The organism is Enterobacter sp. (genome assembly GCF_977039595.1).
Genome location: NZ_CDRQYH010000046.1, coordinates 1 through 20336 on the forward strand (window position 1 = coordinate 1; position 20336 = coordinate 20336).

General features: G+C 54.2%; 23 protein-coding genes, 1 tRNA gene and 1 pseudogene. 14 read left to right on the plus strand and 11 right to left on the minus strand.

All coding sequences use genetic code 11. From position 1 onward, the window contains the following. Positions 1-128: 128 nt before the first annotated feature. The 3 genes and pseudogenes from ACWYRJ_RS14195 to ACWYRJ_RS14205 all read left to right on the plus strand — a co-directional run. Positions 129-557 (plus strand): annotated as a pseudogene (locus ACWYRJ_RS14195) (ATP-binding domain-containing protein); the annotation flags it as partial. A gap of 66 nt (positions 558-623) precedes the next feature. After that, positions 624-1874, plus strand: coding sequence for a TraI domain-containing protein (locus ACWYRJ_RS14200; RefSeq protein ID WP_455508132.1), 1251 nt, complete (start codon positions 624-626; stop codon positions 1872-1874). Then, positions 1858-2010: a hypothetical protein gene (locus ACWYRJ_RS14205; protein ID WP_455508133.1), complete on the plus strand. Its 153-nt coding sequence runs from the start codon at positions 1858-1860 to the stop codon at positions 2008-2010. The genes ACWYRJ_RS14200 and ACWYRJ_RS14205 overlap by 17 nt, the downstream gene beginning before the upstream one ends. 181 nt (positions 2011-2191) lie before the next feature. Here the strand turns inward: ACWYRJ_RS14205 and ACWYRJ_RS14210 are convergent. After that, a tRNA-Phe gene (locus ACWYRJ_RS14210) sits at positions 2192-2267 on the minus strand. A 170-nt stretch (positions 2268-2437) separates the two neighbouring features. On the opposite strand from ACWYRJ_RS14210, the gene ACWYRJ_RS14215 reads away from it, so the two are divergent. Together ACWYRJ_RS14215 and ACWYRJ_RS14220 are read left to right on the plus strand one after the other, a co-directional pair. After that, entirely contained in the window at positions 2438-3283 is an 846-nt protein-coding gene (locus tag ACWYRJ_RS14215; RefSeq protein ID WP_111965416.1) for an AraC family transcriptional regulator, read from the plus strand. Positions 3284-3320: 37 nt separating this feature from the next. Next, positions 3321-3911 carry a LysE family translocator gene (locus ACWYRJ_RS14220; RefSeq protein ID WP_455508134.1) on the plus strand — a complete coding sequence of 197 codons (591 nt, stop codon included), beginning with the start codon at positions 3321-3323 and terminating at the stop codon, positions 3909-3911. Here ACWYRJ_RS14220 and ACWYRJ_RS14225 read toward each other — a convergent pair. From ACWYRJ_RS14225 to aspA, 5 genes are all read right to left on the minus strand, one after another. Further along, the gene (locus ACWYRJ_RS14225; protein WP_111965414.1) at positions 3908-4483 is read right to left on the minus strand and encodes a transcriptional regulator; all 576 of its coding nucleotides are present in this window, start codon (positions 4481-4483) and stop codon (positions 3908-3910) included. The genes ACWYRJ_RS14220 and ACWYRJ_RS14225 overlap by 4 nt on opposite strands. 49 nt (positions 4484-4532) lie before the next feature. Further along, entirely contained in the window at positions 4533-6224 is a 1692-nt protein-coding gene (locus ACWYRJ_RS14230) for a protein-disulfide reductase DsbD (RefSeq protein ID WP_455508135.1), read from the minus strand. Continuing rightward, positions 6200-6523, minus strand: a complete 324-nt coding sequence (cutA, locus tag ACWYRJ_RS14235; protein WP_111965412.1) for a divalent cation tolerance protein CutA — start codon at positions 6521-6523, stop codon at positions 6200-6202. Before cutA ends, ACWYRJ_RS14230 begins: the two co-directional genes overlap by 25 nt. Positions 6524-6636: 113 nt before the next feature. Beyond that, the gene (locus ACWYRJ_RS14240) at positions 6637-7938 is read right to left on the minus strand and encodes an anaerobic C4-dicarboxylate transporter (protein ID WP_024907357.1); all 1302 of its coding nucleotides are present in this window, start codon (positions 7936-7938) and stop codon (positions 6637-6639) included. Between the two features lie 115 nt (positions 7939-8053). Next, the gene (aspA, locus tag ACWYRJ_RS14245) at positions 8054-9490 is read right to left on the minus strand and encodes an aspartate ammonia-lyase (RefSeq protein ID WP_003855923.1); all 1437 of its coding nucleotides are present in this window, start codon (positions 9488-9490) and stop codon (positions 8054-8056) included. Between the two features lie 333 nt (positions 9491-9823). Between aspA and ACWYRJ_RS14250 the strand changes: the two genes are divergently transcribed. After that, a complete protein-coding gene (locus tag ACWYRJ_RS14250; protein WP_023616652.1) occupies positions 9824-10288 on the plus strand; it encodes an FxsA family protein in 465 nt (154 codons plus the stop codon). A gap of 24 nt (positions 10289-10312) precedes the next feature. Here ACWYRJ_RS14250 and yjeH read toward each other — a convergent pair whose 3' ends face one another. Next, positions 10313-11563: an L-methionine/branched-chain amino acid transporter gene (gene yjeH, locus ACWYRJ_RS14255; protein ID WP_455508136.1), complete on the minus strand. Its 1251-nt coding sequence runs from the start codon at positions 11561-11563 to the stop codon at positions 10313-10315. Between the two features lie 179 nt (positions 11564-11742). On the opposite strand from yjeH, the gene ACWYRJ_RS14260 reads away from it, so the two are divergent. From ACWYRJ_RS14260 to ACWYRJ_RS14270, 3 genes are all read left to right on the plus strand, one after another. After that, the gene (locus ACWYRJ_RS14260) at positions 11743-12036 is read left to right on the plus strand and encodes a co-chaperone GroES (protein WP_003855929.1); all 294 of its coding nucleotides are present in this window, start codon (positions 11743-11745) and stop codon (positions 12034-12036) included. Between the two features lie 31 nt (positions 12037-12067). Further along, entirely contained in the window at positions 12068-13711 is a 1644-nt protein-coding gene (gene groL / locus ACWYRJ_RS14265) for a chaperonin GroEL (protein ID WP_023310114.1), read from the plus strand. A 134-nt stretch (positions 13712-13845) separates the two neighbouring features. Beyond that, the gene (locus ACWYRJ_RS14270; protein ID WP_023310115.1) at positions 13846-14199 is read left to right on the plus strand and encodes a DUF4156 domain-containing protein; all 354 of its coding nucleotides are present in this window, start codon (positions 13846-13848) and stop codon (positions 14197-14199) included. A gap of 47 nt (positions 14200-14246) precedes the next feature. Here ACWYRJ_RS14270 and epmB read toward each other — a convergent pair whose 3' ends face one another. Beyond that, positions 14247-15275: an EF-P beta-lysylation protein EpmB gene (epmB, locus tag ACWYRJ_RS14275; protein WP_111965409.1), complete on the minus strand. Its 1029-nt coding sequence runs from the start codon at positions 15273-15275 to the stop codon at positions 14247-14249. A gap of 40 nt (positions 15276-15315) precedes the next feature. Between epmB and efp the strand changes: the two genes are divergently transcribed. From efp to ecnB, 3 genes are all read left to right on the plus strand, one after another. After that, a complete protein-coding gene (gene efp / locus ACWYRJ_RS14280; RefSeq protein ID WP_008502940.1) occupies positions 15316-15882 on the plus strand; it encodes an elongation factor P in 567 nt (188 codons plus the stop codon). A 58-nt stretch (positions 15883-15940) separates the two neighbouring features. Continuing rightward, positions 15941-16072, plus strand: coding sequence for an entericidin A/B family lipoprotein (locus ACWYRJ_RS14285; RefSeq protein ID WP_024907352.1), 132 nt, complete (start codon positions 15941-15943; stop codon positions 16070-16072). Positions 16073-16180: 108 nt separating this feature from the next. Further along, entirely contained in the window at positions 16181-16327 is a 147-nt protein-coding gene (ecnB, locus tag ACWYRJ_RS14290) for a lipoprotein toxin entericidin B (protein WP_003025482.1), read from the plus strand. A 35-nt stretch (positions 16328-16362) separates the two neighbouring features. Here ecnB and ACWYRJ_RS14295 read toward each other — a convergent pair whose 3' ends face one another. Then, positions 16363-16962, minus strand: coding sequence for a helix-turn-helix transcriptional regulator (locus ACWYRJ_RS14295; RefSeq protein WP_455508137.1), 600 nt, complete (start codon positions 16960-16962; stop codon positions 16363-16365). 261 nt (positions 16963-17223) lie between these two features. Between ACWYRJ_RS14295 and sugE the strand changes: the two genes are divergently transcribed. Further along, entirely contained in the window at positions 17224-17541 is a 318-nt protein-coding gene (sugE, locus tag ACWYRJ_RS14300) for a quaternary ammonium compound efflux SMR transporter SugE (protein WP_006178944.1), read from the plus strand. Here the strand turns inward: sugE and ACWYRJ_RS14305 are convergent. Next, the gene (locus tag ACWYRJ_RS14305; protein ID WP_149367299.1) at positions 17538-18068 is read right to left on the minus strand and encodes a lipocalin family protein; all 531 of its coding nucleotides are present in this window, start codon (positions 18066-18068) and stop codon (positions 17538-17540) included. The two genes, sugE and ACWYRJ_RS14305, sit on opposite strands and share 4 nt — an antisense overlap. A 105-nt stretch (positions 18069-18173) precedes the next feature. Further along, entirely contained in the window at positions 18174-19319 is a 1146-nt protein-coding gene (gene blaACT, locus ACWYRJ_RS14310) for an ACT family cephalosporin-hydrolyzing class C beta-lactamase (protein ID WP_149367300.1), read from the minus strand. A gap of 132 nt (positions 19320-19451) precedes the next feature. Here blaACT and ampR point away from each other — a divergent pair, with 132 nt between their 5' ends. Next, positions 19452-20327 carry a LysR family transcriptional regulator AmpR gene (gene ampR / locus ACWYRJ_RS14315; RefSeq protein WP_111965405.1) on the plus strand — a complete coding sequence of 292 codons (876 nt, stop codon included), beginning with the start codon at positions 19452-19454 and terminating at the stop codon, positions 20325-20327. Positions 20328-20336: the final 9 nt, after the last annotated feature.

The window sequence follows — 20336 nt, forward strand, 5'->3', positions numbered from 1 at the left end:
TGCAGGACTTTAATTTCCATACGAATCTCAAAAGTGATCATAAGCTCCCCTGTATTCAGAGGAGCAGATTAACCCCTGGATCAATTTTCAACCGCTGGGGTGGATCAGTTTTGCACCGTTGGTAACACTCGATAGCCAAAGCCACGCAGGACGTGGAGATGAACCAGGCTATTCGCCTGCTCGATGACTTTTTCCCGCTCCCTCAAAAGCTGGCCATTATGCGCCGTCAGGTCGTCACTCATGAAAAAGAGGCTCAGGTCACGGTTTCAACCGCACACCGCAGCAAGGGGCTCGAATGGCCGGTGGTGATGCTGAGTGAGGATTTTACCGACATTACCGACCCGCTTCTTTCGCAGGATGAGCGGCAGGATGAGACCAACCTGCTGTACGTGGCTGTCACCCGGGCCAGAAGAACGCTCGTGCTTAACGAGTTGATGCGCTGGCTGAGCGATGAAGGCGGGAAAAACCGCGAGACGACGTACGAAACCGTACCGTCCGGAAATGGAGAGAGTGCCGACAGCCACGAAGAAACGGGAAAAACTTCTGAGAATGAGTAACTGGTTTTTTATGGTGAAGCGCGGGGAGTGTCACAACACTGGGCAGCCCTATACCAGGAGAAAATCATGCGCGACAGAATCAGGACTCTGAGGTTTCTGTTTTCAAAAGGTGAACCGGAACCAGCACGTCATGTATCCGCTTTCACACCTGCCGGCTACCACGCTCCGCGTACGGTCGATACGCTGTGCTGTAGCCCGTTGAGAAAAACCTGCCTGCAACAAATATGGGAAAACAGCTCACTTCCGGCGGATGTTTATCACCGGTTTTATATAACGCCACTGCATGGCTTACTGGCCAGGGTACAGAATGTGCCGGCAACACAGCAGGGAAGGTGGTCGCAGTCAGACGGCTTCGGGGACCTTACGCTGCAGTTCACAACCTGTGCGGTCAGACTGGCCAAAGGATACATGTTTCCACCCGGAGCTGCGCCAGAAGAGCAGGCAGAGCAAAACGTGATGTGGAATACGGTCATTTTCTGGTCTGCACTGTTCTGGCATTTGCCGCTCCTGGCGTCTCTGGAGGGGGAGCTGCTTGATGGTAAAAGCTGGCTTCCGGGAATAACCGTTCCGGACTCGCCTTATCGATTTCGCTTCCGGGAAGCTGACAACTCCTCAGCTTTTGCAGCGCTGGCAGCCGGACAACTTATGCCAGCGGAAGCGACAGGCTGGCTGGCAGAAAATCCCGAAGCTCTGGGCAATCTTGCCGGGGCCTTATGGAACCAGCATCCGGCAATGCCGTTGATCCGAAGCCTGATGAAACAAGCAGCTGAGAAAACAGAGTCTCCTCTGATGGAGAGGAAACCTGCGGAAATTTTAGGTTCTTATGCAGGTGAAATTCCAGTAAATACAGCCCTTTCAAATGAGGGGGGCGCTACGGTTTTACCTACAGATATGTTATCTGAACAAACAGCTCTGAGCGGGGCAACTGATCCATCTTCCCCTGAGATCTTTACACTTGCCACAGGTATTGATAACCCCACTCAGCTTAGTGATTCACCAGTTAAAAGCCGTGAAGAAAACGAAGCAGAAAGTGTTTTAAGCGAAATCGAAAAAAGTACTGGCTCTGACTCTCTGCCCTCTGAAGATGATGCTGATGCTCTCCTTTCTCTTTTCGACATGTCAGGAGATGCTAAAGCTTCAGAAAATGAAGGTGAGGTACAGGCAGGCGTGTCCGTTGTGATTGCAGAGGAACAGCAATCGTCAGAACCCCTTGAAAAGATAGAAGACCCCGCAAATGAAAAGGAACCGTCTGCAAAAGGAAACTCGGACTATTCTCAGGTTGCAATTGTTAACAAATGTGATGAAAGATCAGATTAAGGGATTGCTGGGGCACCGCAACGTGAGTACAACAATGGAATATGTTGATATCAGTATGGATATTGTGAGCCAGGCGCTGGAAAAGGAAATGGCACTTTACACCGATAAGGCTGAAGAGATGTTTTACAATGGTTGACATTCAGTCACGTCATTGTAATTATTCACAGTGATCGAGAAAAGGGAGCCTGTGTCAGCAGGCTCCCTAATCGAGAGGGTAACTTCTTGATGTATGCTGATGTGAGGATCAACATCAACAAGTACCACTCCCGTTAAACGCCCGTCAGTTTTCTCACCTCTGACCAGCGTGCTTCGAATAGTGGTGCCCGGAGGCGGAATCGAACCACCGACACGGGGATTTTCAATCCCCTGCTCTACCGACTGAGCTATCCGGGCAACGGAGCGCATTAAACCGCAATCACGCTCTATCGTCAACATTATTTCGGGAAAAGCTGTTCAACTGCTTAAGTTTACGGCAATCTGTCCGCTTTCGCCGCGAAAATGCACAAATCTTCCAGACAGAACCAGTGTAATACGGCAATGCTGATAGTAAGAGGAGGGCAGTAATGGTGAATGACTGGCTTGAACTGCGTCAGCATGCAGATACGGGTATTGAGACGATTAAAGCGCATTTCGAAGGGCATGCATTTGATCCGCACTGGCACGATAGCTACCTGGTAGGGATAACCCTCTCCGGCACGCAGCAGTTTCACTGCCGCCGTGAGCGTCATCGCAGCCAGCCGGGCGACGCTTTCCTCCTCGAGCCTGGTGAAATCCACGACGGAGATGCGCCTGTAGAGGGTGGTTTTACCTATCTGACCTTCTATCTTGATGAGCGCTGGCTTATCCGTGCGCTACAGGGGCTTTACGAATCTACTCCCGGGAGTTATTCACTCCACTTTGCCCAAACGCTGACGCGGGAGCCGCAGCTGGTGCGCGCTATCGGCGAGACATTTTCCACCCTGCATAATAATGAGTTGAAGATCGTTCAGCAGAGCGCAATGGATAATCTGCTCTCCCGGATCACCGCCCAATGCCACTGGCGTAAAAAGCTGCCGTCGCAGTTACAAAGTGCTGCCGTGGCGTACCGTGCGCGCGACTATCTCTATGCTCATATCGGCGAGAACGTAGGGCTATCAGACCTTGCGCGCGAGACGGGCACCGATCGCTTCACCCTGACGCGCTGTTTTAAGCGCGAGTTCAACCTGGCGCCTCACGCATGGCTTATTCAACTGCGTCTGGCAAAGGCCCGACAGCTGCTTGCGTGTGGCGACCAGCCTGTTGATGTGGCTGCGGCAGTGGGATTTGCCGATCAAAGCCATCTGGGGCGCTGGTTTCAGCGGGCTTACCGTATCTCTCCTGCACACTACCGCCGGTTGTGCACAAATCTTCCAGACGTTTCCAAAAAATAGCCGCACATTCATGGCTCTAATAAAAAAGGAGCCACCTGTGAGTTTGATACCCTTTCTGTTGTTCGCCTTTGTCGCCTCCATTACGCCGGGGCCAACCAATATTCTGGTGCTGATGAACAGCCAGCGCTTTGGCGTTAAAAATACCGTACCAGCTATTCTGGGCGGGTGTATCGCGGCCAGTGCGATTGTGCTGATATCAGGCGCCGGCGCAGGGGAAGTGCTGCGTCAGTATCCTCTAATACGTCAGCTCATGAGCTGGACAGGCGTGCTGTGGCTAAGCTGGATGAGCTGGCAGCTGTTTCGCGCCCCGGCCGCTCGTCTCTGCGCTGAGAACCATATCCAATTTACCGCTCAGGCGGCTGCACTGCTGCAGATCGTGAACCCTAAAACCTGGATGATGGCGCTGGCCGTCGTCAGTCTGTTTGCGCCTGCTGGCGATCATGCATTGCGAGATATTGCGCTAATGGCGCTATGGTTTCTGCTGATCTCAATAGCCTGTTTGATGTGCTGGGCGTGGCTGGGTAAAGCGGTGAACCGAATTTTTCGCACCACCGTAGCGATGGTGCGGTTTCAACGCCTGATGGCGCTGTGTCTTATCGTCTCTTCCTGGGCTGGCATGCTGGCTTAGGTCAGCGCTCCGCCCATACGGCACTGAGCAAAGCGCAGAATATCTTCCGCCAGGCGGTGCGCTGTATCCACATCGGCCTGGCTACGGTTTACCAGCATGCGGCTGAGGCAACCTTCCAGCACCAGTTCCATCTGCTTCGCCACCATCGCCGGATCGTCGACTTCCAGGGTGGTTAACAGCTCATGGGTGAAGTCATGAGCCGCCCGTTTTTGCTGATCTGCTAACTGGTGGATAGGATGCCCAGGGTCGGGAAAATAAGTGCAGGCGGCGATAAACAGACAACCCGGGTACCGGTTGTTGCTGACACATTCCGTCAGGGCGGTATAGCGCGCCAGCAGCTTCTGCTCCGCAGTCAGTTCTTCATTCAGCATCAGCTGCCTGCGCCAGATATCAACCTGCTGGCTGAGATAGCGCAGGGCATCATAGAGTAGCGCTTCTTTATCCGGCCAGAAGCGCTTAAGCTCACCCAGGGGGTAATCGATACGGTCGGCTACCATCTCAAGCGTGGTGCTGGCGATCCCTTGAATCTCAAGTAATTGCAGGGCTTGTCCCAGTACGTCTTCACGTTGCACGGTTATCTCCTCCGCTATTCCCAACGGTTTGTCCCGTTTAAAGTGTTGTTTACGGTTGGCGATTGCGCAAATGCGCGCTAAATGCCGCTGCATCCATAAACCCGGTTACACGCTTTTCTGGCTGCTCCTGGCCCTGTTGATTGAAGAAAAGAATGGTTGGCAGTCCGAGGACGTTAAGCTGCTTCAGCAGAGCCTTATCCTGTGCTTTGTTGGCTGTCACGTTTGCCTGGAGCAGAACAGTCTCTTTCAGGGCATTTTGCACCTGTGGATCGCTAAAGGTGTATTTTTCAAACTCTTTGCAGGCGACGCACCAGTCGGCATAGAGATCGAGCATCACCGGTTTGCCTTTTGCCTGTAAGAGCGCGCTGTTGAGCTCATCAACGTTCTTAATCTGGATGAAGTTCAAATGCGCCTGCGTCTGGCCGACCGGCGAGCCGAACGCCCAGTCCTGAAGAGGACGCACGCTTACCAGCGCGGCAGCCAGCAGCAGGATTTGTACCAGACGCATCCACGCTTTTTTCGCCCCCAGGCTGACGATAAACGCCCAGGTAAAGAACGCTACCCCGAGCATTGCCCACAGGCGCATACCCCAGACGTCACCGATGATACGCTCCATCAGGAACACCGGCAGCGCCAGAATGACAAAGCCAAATGCGGTTTTCACCGTTTCCATCCACGGGCCGCTCTTCGGCAGCAGTCGATTGCCGAAAACCGTGACCAGAATCAGCGGCAGACCCATGCCCAGGGCATACAGGTACAACGTTCCGCCGCCGAGCCACATGTTTCCGCTCTGGGCGATATAGAGCAGGATGGCGCTAAGCGGCGCGGTGGTGCAAGGGGAACAAATCAGCCCGGCAATGGCACCCATTGCGAACACGCCGCCTGCCGAACCACCCTGCTGGCGATTACTCATCAGCGTTAAGCGGGTTTGCAGCGAGGAGGGCAACTGCAGCGTGAACAGGCCAAACATCGACAGCGCCAGCAGGATAAATATCGCCGACAGGCCAATCAGCACATAAGGATGCTGCAGTGCAGCCTGGAACTGTAACCCGGCAGCGGCAACCACAAGTCCAAGGGCCGTGTAGGTCAATGCCATACCCTGCACGTAAATTAAGGCCAGCAGCAGCGCGCGGGCTGTGGAAAGGCGCTGTTTGCCGCCCAGCACGATGCCAGAGATGAGCGGATACATGGGCAGCACGCAGGGTGTAAAGGCAATGCCAATCCCAATCAGGAAGGCCCAGAGCGCCGAGAATGGAAGGTCTGCGCGGTCTTCGCTCTTCTCGTCCGAGGGGAGAGGGGAAACTGCAGCAGCCGCTTTCACTTCGCTGAGCGGAACAACCTTCGTTTCCGGCGGATAGCAGAATCCGGCATCCGCGCACCCCTGATAGGTCACCGTCAGCGTCGCGCCTTTATCCGCCTGATTCACCGTAACAGGCACGTTCAGGCGCTGGCGATAGATCTCGCTTTTGCCGTAAAACTCATCTTCATGCCACTCGCCAGCGGGCATCTGTAATGCGCCTACGCTGGCCTGAGCAGGCGTAATGCTCACCTGCTTGCGATAGAGGTAATAGCCCTCTTTCACCTGCCAGTTGAGCGTAAGGTCATGCTGGTTTTGCTGAAAATCGAAAACAAACGCCTGGTCGACAGGGATGAAGTTCGAACGGCCGGGCGCGTCAAATAGCCCGGCAAATACTGATGTGCTGCACAGCAGCAGAATCAGCGTAAGGAAGCGTTGAGCCATGAGAGATAGTCGTTATCGCCATGAACCACTGGCACAACCAGCAGCTCCGGGGTTTGGTAAGGATGATGAGATTTGAGGCAGTCCAGGAGTGCCTGCTGATTTGCCAGATTGGTTTTGAGCAACATCTGGACCTCGTACTCTTGCTCCAGCTTACCTTCCCAATAGTAAAGAGAGGTGGCACCGGGGAGGAGCGTAACGCAGGCTGCCAGTTTTTCGGCCAGCACTTTGGCGGCGAGATCCTGGGCAGAGGCTTCATCAGGGGCGGTACAAAGTACGACAACAGCATCAGGCGTGTTCACAAGTCGACCTCCTCATCACGAAAGGTTTAACTATATCACGCAAGGCGGTTGGTCATTAATGAAACGGGCCGCAGAGCGGCCCGTTTTTAACTATTTTTACAACCGGGAGCGGTTTACAGCACCACGCCACCGATGATAAAGCCGAGGATCACGCAAAGTGAAATGGCGACCACGCCCGGGATCAGGAACGCATGGTTAAACACATACTTACCGATACGGGTTGAGCCGGTGTCATCCATCTCTACCGCCGCCAGCAGGGTTGGGTAGGTAGGCAGCACGAACAGGGCGGAGACGGCAGCAAACGAGGCGATGGCGGTCAACGGCGTTACGCCCAGCATCAGTGCCGCAGGCATCAGCGCTTTGGTGGTCGCGGCCTGAGAGTAAAGCAGGGTCGCAGCAAAGAACAGCACGACCGCCAGCAGCCATGGATAGTTGTGCAGCAGGTCCCCGGCCACGGTCTGAATGTCGCTGATGTGCGCTTTCACGAAAGTATCACCGAGCCACGCCACACCCAGCACGCACACGCAGGCGCTCATACCGGATTTAAAGGTGCTGGCGTTCAGCACTTCGCTGGTATCAATTTTACAGGTGATGCTAATCAGCGTGGCGATGGTCAGCATAAACACGACAATCGCTTCGTTACGCGGCAGAACCGGGTTCTGGATCAGACCTACGGTATCGCTGATGGCGGTCGCGTAGAACATGACGGCAACGATACCAATCAGGAACAGCAGCACGGAGCGTTTCGCGTGTGGCTTCAGTTCGAAGACCTGACTGCCGCGCAGGCTCACTTCACCTTTTGCCAGACGCTCCTGATAAACCGGATCGTCTTTCAGTTCAGCGCCGAGGAAGTTACACAGCACGGCGGTAATCATCACCGCGATCAGCGTCACCGGGATACAGATCGCCAGCAGCGTCAGGTAGCTCACGCCCATCGGCTCAAGGATACCGGCGAAGAAGACCACCGCCGCGGAAATCGGTGAAGCGGTAATGGCGATCTGGGACGCGACGACCGCAATGGAGAGCGGACGCGACGGACGGATACCCTGTTCTTTCGCCACTTCGGTAATCACCGGTAACGTAGAGAAAGCGGTGTGGCCAGTACCGGCGAGAATGGTCATAAACCATGTCACCAGCGGAGCAAGGAAGGTAATGTATTTTGGATGGCGGCGCAGCATACGCTCCGCCAGGCTTACCAGGTAGTCCATACCGCCTGCCACCTGCATGGCGGCAATAGCGGCAATAACAGCCATGATGATTTCGATAACGTCGAACGGTATAGCGCCGGGTTTAATCTGAAAGATAAGGGTAAGAACGAGCACTCCAAGACCGCCGGCAAAACCGATGCCGATACCCCCGAGTCGTGCTCCCAAATAAATCGCCAACAAGACGATGACGAGTTCTGCTCCAAACATAAGGACCTGCCTTGCTTATTAACAAGTTGATATTGAATTGTTGTATTTTGGTAACGCCTAAAAAGAAAAAAGGCACGTCACAAGTGACGTGCCTTAAGAAGCCTAGCCTGAACGGTTACTGTTCGCTTTCATCGGTATATCGTTTCGCTTTATATGCCGGGTGCATCAGGTTTTGGGCCGAGAAGATATCGTCCAGCTCGGCTTCGGTCAACAGCCCGCGCTCCAGTACTACTTCACGTACACTCTTACCGGTTTCGGCACAAATCTTACCGACGATGTCGCCGTTGTGGTGACCGATGAACGGGTTGAGGTAGGTGACGATCCCGATGGAGTTGTAGACATAACCTTCACAGACTTCTTTATTGGCCGTGATGCCGTTAATGCATTTTTCCAGCAGGTTGTAGCAGGCGTTCGTCAGGATGTGGATAGATTCAAACATCGCCTGGCCAATCACCGGCTCCATCACGTTCAGCTGCAGCTGACCCGCTTCAGAGGCCATGGTCACGGTCGTATCGTTACCGATGACTTTGAAGCAAACCTGGTTCACCACTTCTGGCACCACCGGGTTCACCTTGGCCGGCATGATGGATGAACCGGCCTGCAGCTCTGGCAGGTTGATTTCATTCAGGCCAGCGCGCGGACCGGAAGAGAGCAGGCGCAGGTCGTTACAGATTTTGGACAGTTTCACTGCCAGACGTTTCAGCGCGCTGTGTACCATGACGTAGGCGCCGCAGTCGGAGGTGGCTTCAATCAGGTCTTCTGCAGGCACAACCGGCAGGTTAGACACTTCAGCCAGTTTCTGTACCGCCAGCTGCTGATAGCCATCCGGGGTGTTCAGACGCGTACCGATGGCGGTGGCGCCCAGGTTCACTTCCAGAAGCAGCTCGGAGGTGCGCAGCAGGTTTTTGGTCTCTTCGTTCAGCAGTACGTTAAACGCGTGGAATTCCTGGCCGAGGGTCATCGGCACCGCATCCTGTAACTGGGTTCGACCCATTTTCAGAATGTCCTGGAACTCAACCGCTTTACGCTGGAAGCCATCACCCAGTTGGTTGATTGCATCCACCAGTTTCACCACGGAGGCATACACCGCGATACGGAAGCCGGTAGGGTAGGCGTCGTTGGTAGACTGGCATTTGTTGACGTGGTCGTTCGGGTTCAGGTACTGGTATTCACCTTTCTGGTGACCCATCAGCTCCAGGCCAATGTTTGCCAGTACTTCGTTGGTGTTCATGTTGACGGAGGTGCCCGCACCGCCCTGATAGACGTCAACCGGGAACTGGTCCATGCATTTGCCGTTGTTCAGCACTTCATCGCAGGCTGCGATAATCGCATTTGCCGCGCTTTTAGGAATGGTTTGCAGCTCTTTGTTGGCCAGGGCTGCGGCTTTCTTCACCATCACCATGCCACGGACAAACTCAGGGATGTCGCTGATTTTACTGTTGCTGATGTAGAAGTTTTCAATCGCTCTCAGAGTGTGGACACCGTAGTAGGCATCCGCTGGAACTTCCCTGGTACCCAACAAGTCTTCTTCGATACGAATGTTGTTTAACATGTGAACCTTCTTTTCAAGCTGCCGATGGATTGTACTAAACACACAGTATTTATGTGGTTTTGAATATTTTCTGGCCGACGATTATTCCCTCAATCAGCCAGATGCTCGAGATCATATGCTGATGATAGCGAATTGCCGTAAGCTGGATCACTTATTATCGAGCCGATTCCATGATAATTATTAATCTGTGAAATGGGTCACCGCTTTAAAATTTCCAAAAAAATATCCGTGCAAACTGATTGAATTTTCGCTAACCGTCACCATTTCATACAAACGCGCGTCGCGAACACATTCAGACAGGGGCCGACGGCCCTTGCCATACAGGAGATGCCAGTGCGCTGGATACCGTTTATTGCTTTCTTCCTCTATGTTTACATTGAGATTTCCATTTTTATCCAGGTTGCCCATGTGCTGGGCGTCCTGCTGACGCTGATTCTCGTGATTTTCACCTCCGTCATCGGCATGTCGCTGGTGCGTAACCAAGGTTTCAAAAATTTCCTGATAATGCAGCAGAAGATGGCCGCAGGGGAAAGCCCCGCGGAAGAGATGATCAAAAGCGTGTCATTGATTATTGCGGGGCTGCTGCTGATCCTTCCGGGGTTCTTTACCGACTTCCTCGGCCTTCTGCTGCTTCTGCCGCCGGTGCAAAAACACCTGACCATGAAGCTGCTGCCGCATCTGCGCTTTAGCCGAATGCCGGGGGGCGGATTTAGCACCGGACCGGGCGATACCTTCGAAGGGGAGTATCAGCGTAAGGATGAACAGCACGACCGTTTAGACCATAAAGACGATCGGTAATGTTTTTGCCCGGTGGCGCTTCGCTTACCGGGCCTCCGGGAGCGCACCGCGCCTCGGCAAAAACACCCACAGCCCTGCCAGCATGACAATTGCGTACAAACTCTTCCAGCCCACCATCGCCAGCAGCAGCAGGCAGAGCACACCCCCGACGACCGCCAGAGCTTTATAGCGACCTTTTAGCAAACGGCATCCCGCCAGCATGCACAGCAGGTAGATCATGATGAAAATGCCGTTGGCGTAGACGATGAGCGCGTCCAGATTGATTTTCAGTGCGTAAATACAGAGCGTGCTCACCACGCAGCAGCCCAGTACGGCATTCAGGGCATTCAGCGGAAGCTGGCGTTTAGACAGGCGCGCGAGACGATTCTCGGGTTTGTAGAGCGCCTGCGACCATACCAGACGGGCAAAGCTCTGGATATAAATGTTGAGGCTGGCGAAACAGGCCAGATAGCCGATGACGCAGGCTATCCACAGCGCCTTCATACCAAACAGATCAACCACGATACCCGGTAGCGATGCCGCGGCGGCGAGATCCGCTCCGAACGCGTGGAAGTGTAAGACCAGCACGGTACACGCCCAATAGACCGTGCCAGCCAGCAGCAGGCCTATCATCAGGGCGCGGGGGAAATCACGTTCAGGCTGCTTAAATTCAGAGGCCAGATGGGCAAAGGCTTCCAGACCGACAAAACACCAGAACATGACGGAGAGTGCGGCAAAAAGCTGCGCGTGGTCGACGTCTGTTACCGCCGGGAAGGGAATCTCCTTTACGGTGATATCGCCCGCCCACCAGATAGCGACAACGAGCGCGACAATCAGCACCGCAACCAGCGTCTGCAGGTTGGCGCTCGAACTGGCGCCGCGAGAGCCCACCCACCAGACGATTGCCAGCGTACCCAGCTCGGCCAGCAATAACTGCTCGTTATGCCAGCCAAACAGCGCCTGACCAAATCCGGTCGCAATATGCAACGCCGCAGGAAGGCCAACCGGAATCACGGAGAGAAACAGCCAGCCGGTTACACGCTGCAGCCGCGGGCCAAAGGCCAGTCCGACAAAGTGCGCCACGCCGCCCGCGCTGGGGAAATGCCGCCCCAGGATGGCAAACACAATGGCAATCGGGAAAACCAATACAATCAGCGCCGGCCACGCCCACAGGCTGTTATTTCCAGCCACCAGCGCCGCCAGTGCGGGTACGGCAAACACGCCCGTACCTAACAAGGAGGTTGAGAGCAGTCCGACGCCCTGCGCCAGTCCCAACTCCTGCTTGAGTCCACTCATTGACATCGCCCTGCCAGTACCAAAAGAGAGGCGATGGTAACACTTTCGCAAATTTTTTTTTCAACTCCCCCTTGAAGGGGTAAAAAGCTATCCCCATCTCTCAAGGCACTAGTCGGAAAACCGCATGCGGGCCGGCGTCATCCATAACTGATAATGACTTTCTCAAAGGAGAGCTATCAATGAGTATTCGTCCGTTACATGATCGTGTGATCGTCAAACGTAAAGAAGTTGAAACCAAGTCTGCTGGCGGCATCGTTCTGACCGGTTCTGCAGCAGCCAAATCAACGCGTGGCGAAATCATCGCTGTCGGTAAGGGCCGCATCCTGGAAAACGGAACTGTGCAGCCGCTGGACGTTAAAGTTGGTGACATCGTAATTTTCAACGATGGCTACGGCGTGAAATCCGAGAAGATCGACAATGAAGAAGTGTTGATCATGTCCGAGAGCGACATTCTGGCAATTGTTGAAGCGTAATTTACGCACGAGAATTTGAGGAAATAAGAACATGGCAGCTAAAGACGTAAAATTCGGTAACGACGCTCGTGTAAAAATGCTCCGCGGCGTAAACGTACTGGCAGATGCAGTTAAAGTGACTCTGGGCCCGAAAGGCCGCAACGTAGTGCTGGATAAATCCTTCGGCGCGCCAACCATCACCAAAGATGGTGTTTCTGTAGCACGTGAAATCGAGCTGGAAGACAAGTTCGAAAACATGGGTGCTCAGATGGTGAAAGAAGTTGCCTCTAAAGCGAACGACGCTGCAGGTGACGGTACCACCACCGCGACCGTTCTGGCGCAGGCGATCATCACCGAAGGTCTGAAAGCCGTTGCTGCGGGCATGAATCCAATGGATCTGAAACGTGGTATCGACAAAGCTGTCGCCTCCGCTGTTGAAGAACTGAAGGCGCTGTCCGTACCGTGCTCTGACTCTAAAGCCATTGCTCAGGTTGGTACTATCTCCGCTAACTCCGACGAAACCGTAGGTAAACTGATCGCTGAAGCGATGGACAAAGTCGGTAAAGAAGGCGTAATCACCGTTGAAGACGGTACCGGTCTGGAAGACGAACTGGACGTGGTAGAAGGTATGCAGTTCGACCGCGGTTACCTGTCCCCATACTTCATCAACAAGCCAGAAACTGGCGCTGTTGAGCTGGAAAGCCCGTTCATCCTGCTGGCTGATAAGAAAATCTCCAACATCCGCGAAATGCTGCCAGTACTGGAAGCCGTTGCGAAAGCAGGCAAGCCTCTGGTTATCATCGCTGAAGACGTTGAAGGCGAAGCGCTGGCGACCCTGGTGGTTAACACCATGCGCGGTATCGTGAAAGTGGCTGCGGTTAAAGCACCTGGCTTCGGCGATCGCCGTAAAGCGATGCTGCAGGATATCGCTACCCTGACTGGCGGTACCGTGATCTCTGAAGAGATCGGTATGGAGCTGGAAAAAGCGACCCTGGAAGACCTGGGCCAGGCGAAACGCGTTGTGATCAACAAAGACACCACCACCATCATCGATGGCGTGGGTGAAGAAGCCGCTATTCAGGGCCGCGTTGGTCAGATCCGTAAGCAGATCGAAGAAGCGACTTCTGATTACGACCGTGAAAAACTGCAGGAGCGCGTAGCGAAACTGGCAGGCGGCGTTGCGGTAATCAAAGTCGGTGCTGCTACCGAAGTTGAAATGAAAGAGAAAAAAGCACGCGTTGACGATGCTCTGCACGCGACCCGTGCTGCGGTAGAAGAAGGCGTGGTTGCTGGTGGTGGTGTCGCGCTGGTGCGTGTTGCCGCTAAACTGGCTGGCCTGACCGCTCAGAACGAAGACCAGAACGTAGGTATCAAAGTTGCGCTGCGCGCAATGGAAGCCCCTCTGCGTCAGATCGTTTCTAACGCCGGTGAAGAGCCATCTGTGGTTGCGAACAACGTGAAAGCGGGCGAAGGTAACTACGGTTACAACGCAGCAACTGAAGAATACGGCAACATGATCGACTTCGGTATCCTGGATCCAACTAAAGTGACCCGTTCTGCTCTGCAGTATGCGGCCTCTGTTGCTGGTCTGATGATCACCACCGAATGCATGGTGACCGACCTGCCTAAAGGCGATGCGCCTGACTTAGGTGCTGCTGGTATGGGCGGTATGGGCGGTATGGGCGGCATGATGTAATCGTGCGCTCTACGTCGTAGAATGTGAAAAACCCCCGGGCAGAAATGCTCGGGGGTTTTTCTTTTGGTCATCTTTTAGGTATAAGATTTACACACGGACAACTACTGTCCAGCTTATTGAAAACGAGGAATAACATGCGCGTAAAAGTCTGTGCAGGGATTGTAGGGGCAGCATTGCTGCTGGCGGGTTGTAGCTCCAGCAATGAGCTGTCGGCAGCGGGCCAGGGCGTTCGCTTTGTGGAAGATAAGCCTGGCAGTGAATGCCAGCTGTTAGGCACGGCAACCGGTGAGCAAAGCAACTGGATGTCAGGTCAGCATGGCGAAGAAGGTGGCTCGATGCGCGGTGCGGCGAATGCCCTGCGTAACCAGGCTGCGGCAATGGGCGGGAACGTGATTTACGGCGTGAGCAGTCCAACGCAGAGTATGCTGTCCAGCTTCGTGCCGACCGCCAGCCAGATGAACGGCCAGGTCTACAAGTGCCCGAACTGATTGCCTTTTTCCCTCTCCCTGTGGGAGAGGGTTAGGGTGAGGGGAAACTAGTGCTGTCGCAGCTGCAAGTCCAGCGGCGTCTTGCTCGGCTCTCCGCCAATCTCCCGTGCCAGCTTCGGCACCATATAGCCTGAAACCAGCGTTAACAGTTCGCGCATAATCTGCCGGGCTTCTTCATCCGTCACCATGAAATGGGCCGCGCCCTGAACGCGATCCAGCACGTGCAGGTAATAGGGCATCACGCCCGCATCAAACAGGGCGTTACTCAGGTCAGCCAGCACGCGGGCGCTGTCATTCACGCCGCGCAGCAGCACGCTCTGGTTCAGCAGCGTTACGCCCGCTTTACGCAGACGCGCCATCGCCGCGCGAAAATCATCGTCAATTTCGTTCCCGTGGTTGATATGGTTCACCAGCAGCACCTGCAATCTTGACTGCTCCAGGCGTGACACCAGTCCGTCGGTGATCCGCGCGGGAATAACAATCGGCAAACGGCTATGAATGCGCAGACGTTTAATGTGCGGGATGGCTTCCAGCTGTGTCAGCAGCCAGTCCAGCTCGTGATCTTTTGCCATCAGCGGATCGCCTCCGGAAAAAATAATCTCATCCAGCTCTGAATGGGCGGCAATATAGTCCAGCGCGACCTGCCAGTTGCGTTTATTGCCCTGGTTTTCGGCATACGGGAAGTGCCGACGGAAGCAATAACGACAATTTACCGCGCAGCCGCCCTTTACCAGCAGCAGGGCACGGTTGAGATATTTGTGCAGTAAACCAGGCACCACGCTGTTCTGCTCTTCCAGCGGATCGGTGCTGTATCCCGGCGCGGTGATAAACTCATCCTGCGAAGTAAGCGTTTGTTTTAATAGCGGATCGTCGGGGTTGCCTTTCTCCATCCGCGCCACAAACGCACGGGGAACGCGCAGGGCGAAAAGGCGCTTTGCCTCGCGGCCGGCAAGCAACTCTGGGTGCTGATCGAGGTCTAAAAGACGCAGCAATTCATCAGGACTGGTGATTACATCGGCAAGTTGCGATAACCAATCTTCTCTGGACGGGGTGTTTAGGGTTACAATATGCGCCATTTTGTGGCTTAGCTACCAGTTAACAAATTTAGAGGGCCTTATGGCAACGTACTATAGCAACGATTTTCGTGCTGGTCTTAAAATCATGATGGACGGCGAACCGTACGCGGTTGAAGCCAGCGAATTCGTTAAACCAGGTAAAGGCCAGGCATTCGCACGCGTTAAGCTGCGCCGTCTGCTGACCGGTACCCGTGTTGAGAAAACCTTCAAGTCTACTGACTCCGCTGAAGGCGCTGATGTTGTTGATATGAACCTGACCTATCTGTACAACGATGGCGAGTTCTGGCATTTCATGAACAACTCCACTTTCGAACAGCTGTCTGCTGATGAGAAAGCGGTAGGTGATAGCGCTAAATGGCTGCTGGACCAGGCTGAGTGCATCGTAACCCTGTGGAACGGTCAGCCTATCGCTGTGACCCCACCAAACTTCGTAGAACTGGAAATCGTTGAAACCGATCCAGGTCTGAAAGGTGATACCGCAGGTACCGGCGGTAAACCAGCCAAACTGTCTACCGGCGCAGTGGTTAAAGTTCCACTGTTCGTACAGACTGGCGAAGTGATCAAAGTGGATACCCGCTCCGGCGAATACGTGTCCCGCGTGAAGTAATTTACGTCATGATTGAAGGCGCAGCGCCCGCTGCGCCTGATTTTTGCAGGCAGGGATGATGAAACGTACCGTTAAAATTCTGCTTCTGTTAGCACTTTCCAGTGCATTGCTTTCCGGCTGTAACACCACGCGTGGAATGGGACAAGATATCCAGGATCTCGGTCATATTATTTCTCACGCCGCCAGCTAAGTTCGTCTAATTTTCCTAAAAAGGCTTCCTTTTCCATCATCCGGCGGGATCTTGTCTATCCTTAAGTTGCTATACACAAAACAACTTTGGCTATAAAAGGAAGATATTATGGTTAAGAAGACAATTGCAGCGATCTTTTCAGTCCTGGTACTTTCTTCAGTATTAACAGCCTGTAATACCACGCGTGGCGTTGGTCAGGATATTTCTGAAGGTGGTAGCGCAATCTCTGGTGCGGCAACTAAAGCTCAGCAGTAATTAACACACGGTACGAGACCAGCCGTTTCGTACCGTCAGCTTTTTGATTCCTGCAGGGATAAGAACGGAGAAAAACGCGTATCCATATGCAATTTCATGCGGATATTACGTTTATAGGTATAGACCGTTTTTCCGTTGATACTCAGGTGAGCAGCAATCTTTTGATTGCTCGCGCCGTCCATCCACAATGTCAGCACTTTCTCTTCCTGCCGGGTCAGCAACGGGGCGGCTGCCGTGGGCCTTTCAGCGCATGAGCGCGAGGTTAATGCGTCGTTTATAGTCGTTGCCACTTCTTCGAGACTGGCGTTTTTCAACAGCGACGACCAGACCGGGAACTGTCCGAGCCAGTCGGTCATGCCGTTGTCCTCTCCCGATTGCAACAAAATAAACGGTAAGCGTTCACTGGCGTTGAGCAAGGACGAGAGCTGCTGAAAATGATGAATATCCTGCCTGAAGCCGTACAGATCGGCGATAACCAGCGTGGGTTTCCATTGCAGAATGTGCTCCCTGGCAAGGAACAGATTATTCAGCCCGGTCACAACGTAGTGTCCCGGGAACAAACCGGAATGATTGAGCCATGCTTCAAACCCCGTGCGGGTGAAGTGACAACGGTCAATCAAGAGAATTTTGAACATATTATATTCGCAGTCGGCTAGTGGTTTGGCTTCCTGCCATCAGAAAGCACATCATCATAGAGAAGTCGGATGAGTGCTAAATGCCGGAACTACGCGCCATACTGCGGCTATTTCTTGCCTTAACGTGTTCAGCAAAAAAAGATTGAAAAAAAATAGCACGCTAACCAAAATATGGGGCGTAATCTCTGCCTTACGGGACGACCCGTAAGCGTTTCTTTCACCGGGGACGGCCCCAACTTCTATTAAGTTAAGGAGCCTGAAATGTCCTGGATCATTCTTTTTATTGCCGGTCTGCTCGAAGTGGTGTGGGCGATTGGTCTCAAGTACACCCATGGATTTACCCGTCTGACGCCCAGCGTTATTACCGTAACCGCGATGATCGTGAGTATTGTCCTGTTATCCTGGGCGATGCGCTCGCTGCCTGTGGGAACGGCTTATGCCGTCTGGACGGGCATTGGTGCGGTGGGGGCCGCCATCACCGGCATTCTGCTACTGGGAGAGTCAGCGAGTCTGGCGCGTATCGCCAGCCTCGCCTTGATTGTAGCGGGGATCATTGGGCTTAAGCTCAGCACCCATTAATGGGGTTGTTTTACCCAGATCAGTTTTGACACATCAAACCCTTGCCGGGTCGCGACGTCCAGCATCTGCTGTTTCATTTCTGACGAAATAGTTGGCGTGCGGGAAAGTATCCACAGATAGTCGCGATCCGGCCCGCAGACCAGCGCGTGACGGTACTCTCTGTCGAGCGCGATCACGTTATAGCCACCATAAAACGGGCCAAAGAAAGAGACTTTTAGCGCGGCCCGTCGCGGGTCGCCCGTGAAGTATGCTTTCCCAATCGACTGCTGCCACATCTCCCGATCGGGATTATAGCCCCGGTTGATCACCTGAATACCACCATCATCCATCGGGCTATAATTTGCAGTGACCTTCTCTAAGCCCTGCTCAAACCGGTGGTCGAGGCGCGCGATTTCATACCATGTACCAAGGAAGCGTTGTGCATCAAAAGGCGTGACGACGGTAACGCCAGGCGGTGGGGTAGGGGAACTGCAGGCAACCACTAAAAACGCGGTTGTCACCGCGGCGATAACAGGCAGAATGCGCATAGGAGTTTCCTTACTGTTTTTTGTTAAGTGTAGATGACGGCAAGGAAAATGTGGTTTTTGTGCGGTGTGTTTCGCCGGGTAAGCGCAGCGCCACCCGGCAATGTTTTACTGCAGCGCGTCGAGGATACGGTATGCCGCCTCAACGCGGGCAGGGTTCGGATAGCTTTTATTCGCCAGCATCACAATGCCGAGCTGTTTTTCAGGAATAAATGCCACGTAGCTGCCAAACCCGCCGGTTGAGCCTGTTTTATGGACCCAGGACGCGTTGACCGGCGGTGCCGGCGGATTCACTTCTCTCGCGGTCAGCGGTGCCAGCGCTACCTTATTGTCGCTACCTTTAACCACGGTTTTGGCATCGACCGGCCAGTTAAGCATTTCCCAACCTAACCCTTGATACATGGCCCCCACGCGCCAGTAGCGAGACTGCGCCAGGGCAATGCCTTTCCTGAGTGAACTATCCTGAAGCGAGTCCGGCTTCATGTTGACCATCACCCAGCTTGCCATATCCTGCACGTTGGTTTTTACGCCATAGGCTTCTGCATCCAGCATTCCTGGCGAAACGTGGACCGCTTTACCGTCGCGGTATCCCCAGGCGTAATGCGCCTCTTCCGTTTTCGGAACGTTAATCCAGGTATTGTCCAGCTTGAGCGGCTTAAAGACCCGCGTCGTCATGGCCTGCTCATAGCTCATGCCGGAAGGTTTAACCGCCAGCGCGCCAAAAAGACCGATGCTGGCATTGGCGTAAAGACGCGTGGTGCCCGGCTTCCACTGCGGCTGCCAGTTTTGATAAAAGCGCAGCAGAGAGGCGTTATCCGTGACCTCATCCGGTACCTGTAACGGCAGACCGCCTGCGGTATAGGTTGCCAGCTCCAGCATGCGAATGCCCTGCCACTGCTTGCCCGTCAGTTCAGGCCAGTATTTTGTCACCGGATCGCCGAGCGATATTTCACCGCGAGCAATGGCATCGCCACCCAGTACGCCGGTGAAGGTTTTACTTATAGAACCCAGTTCGAACAAGGTTTGTGGGGTGACAGCTTTGTTTGCCGCAACATCGGCTTTACCGAAGGTAAAGTAGTGCGGCTGACCCTGATAAATCACCGCCACCGCCATGCCCGGGATGGCCTGCGCTTTCATCAGCGGCGTAACGGTACGTTCCACCACCTCAGCCAGCTGTTTTTCGGACATCGGTGCGGCGAATGCAGAGCTGGCAACGCTGAGCAGCAGGGCACAGCTTAGGGATTTTGTCATCATCAGTTATCTTCCGTAATAGCAGTTCAAGGGAGTGTCCGGGCCCGTCAGACCGCTGTAGTCTGTTGGATTTGACTATGGCTGACAAACGGTTAAATTTAGCATGAGCTGTTAATTTTTCTAACGGACGAGACCATGACGCGCAGCTATCTTCCTCTGAACTCCCTGCGGGCGTTTGAAGCAGCCGCCAGGCACCTCAGTTTTACGCATGCCGCTATTGAGCTGAATGTCACCCATTCCGCGATTAGCCAGCACGTAAAGGCGCTGGAGCAGCACCTTAACTGCCAGCTTTTCGTTCGCGTTTCGCGAGGGCTGATGTTGACTACCGAAGGCGAGAATTTGCTGCCGGTGCTGAATGACTCGTTCGATCGTATCGCCGGAATGCTGGATCGCTTTGCCAGCCAGCGCGCGCAGGAGAAGCTCAAAATTGGCGTGGTCGGGACATTTGCGACGGGGGTGTTATTCTCGCAGCTCGCGGACTTCCGCCGCTGCTATCCGCATATTGATCTTCAGCTTTCCACCCATAACAACCGTGTCGATCCGGCGGCTGAAGGACTTGATTACGCCATTCGTTATGGCGGCGGGGCGTGGCACGGCACGGAAGCGACGTTTCTTTGCCCCGCACCGCTTGCGCCGCTTTGCACGCCTGACATTGCTGCCGCGTTGCACACCCCTGCAGATGTCCTGAAGTTTACCCTCCTGCGCTCTTACCGGCGCGACGAGTGGACCGCCTGGATGCGGGCTGCGGGAGAAAACCCGCCTTCACCGACGCACCGGGTAATGGTATTTGATTCGTCCGTCACCATGCTGGAAGCCGCGCAGGCAGGCACAGGGATTGCCATTGCGCCTGTCGATATGTTTACCCAGTTACTCAGCAGCGAGCGCATCGTGCAGCCGTTTGCAACGCAGATTGACCTCGGCAGCTACTGGCTGACAAGACTACAGTCACGGGCAGAAACCCCCGCAATGCGCGAGTTTGCCCAGTGGCTGGTGGGGAAGATGCAGAAATAAAGGCCCGCC

Excerpts from the sequence above, each read along its gene's own strand:
- ACWYRJ_RS14200 (WP_455508132.1), top strand. The coding sequence starts at position 624 with ATGCGCGACAGAATCAGGACTCTGAGGTTTCTGTTTTCAAAAGGTGAA.
- ACWYRJ_RS14205 (WP_455508133.1), top strand. The coding sequence starts at position 1,858 with ATGAAAGATCAGATTAAGGGATTGCTGGGGCACCGCAACGTGAGTACA.
- ACWYRJ_RS14215 (WP_111965416.1), top strand. The coding sequence starts at position 2,438 with ATGGTGAATGACTGGCTTGAACTGCGTCAGCATGCAGATACGGGTATT.
- ACWYRJ_RS14230 (WP_455508135.1), bottom strand. The coding sequence starts at position 6,224 with ATGGCTCAACGCTTCCTTACGCTGATTCTGCTGCTGTGCAGCACATCA.
- ACWYRJ_RS14240 (WP_024907357.1), bottom strand. The coding sequence starts at position 7,938 with ATGTTTGGAGCAGAACTCGTCATCGTCTTGTTGGCGATTTATTTGGGA.
- aspA (WP_003855923.1), bottom strand. The coding sequence starts at position 9,490 with ATGTTAAACAACATTCGTATCGAAGAAGACTTGTTGGGTACCAGGGAA.
- yjeH (WP_455508136.1), bottom strand. The coding sequence starts at position 11,563 with ATGAGTGGACTCAAGCAGGAGTTGGGACTGGCGCAGGGCGTCGGACTG.
- ACWYRJ_RS14260 (WP_003855929.1), top strand. The coding sequence starts at position 11,743 with ATGAGTATTCGTCCGTTACATGATCGTGTGATCGTCAAACGTAAAGAA.
- groL (WP_023310114.1), top strand. The coding sequence starts at position 12,068 with ATGGCAGCTAAAGACGTAAAATTCGGTAACGACGCTCGTGTAAAAATG.
- ACWYRJ_RS14270 (WP_023310115.1), top strand. The coding sequence starts at position 13,846 with ATGCGCGTAAAAGTCTGTGCAGGGATTGTAGGGGCAGCATTGCTGCTG.
- epmB (WP_111965409.1), bottom strand. The coding sequence starts at position 15,275 with ATGGCGCATATTGTAACCCTAAACACCCCGTCCAGAGAAGATTGGTTA.
- efp (WP_008502940.1), top strand. The coding sequence starts at position 15,316 with ATGGCAACGTACTATAGCAACGATTTTCGTGCTGGTCTTAAAATCATG.
- ACWYRJ_RS14285 (WP_024907352.1), top strand. The coding sequence starts at position 15,941 with ATGAAACGTACCGTTAAAATTCTGCTTCTGTTAGCACTTTCCAGTGCA.
- ecnB (WP_003025482.1), top strand. The coding sequence starts at position 16,181 with ATGGTTAAGAAGACAATTGCAGCGATCTTTTCAGTCCTGGTACTTTCT.
- ACWYRJ_RS14295 (WP_455508137.1), bottom strand. The coding sequence starts at position 16,962 with ATGTTCAAAATTCTCTTGATTGACCGTTGTCACTTCACCCGCACGGGG.
- sugE (WP_006178944.1), top strand. The coding sequence starts at position 17,224 with ATGTCCTGGATCATTCTTTTTATTGCCGGTCTGCTCGAAGTGGTGTGG.
- ACWYRJ_RS14305 (WP_149367299.1), bottom strand. The coding sequence starts at position 18,068 with ATGCGCATTCTGCCTGTTATCGCCGCGGTGACAACCGCGTTTTTAGTG.
- blaACT (WP_149367300.1), bottom strand. The coding sequence starts at position 19,319 with ATGATGACAAAATCCCTAAGCTGTGCCCTGCTGCTCAGCGTTGCCAGC.
- ampR (WP_111965405.1), top strand. The coding sequence starts at position 19,452 with ATGACGCGCAGCTATCTTCCTCTGAACTCCCTGCGGGCGTTTGAAGCA.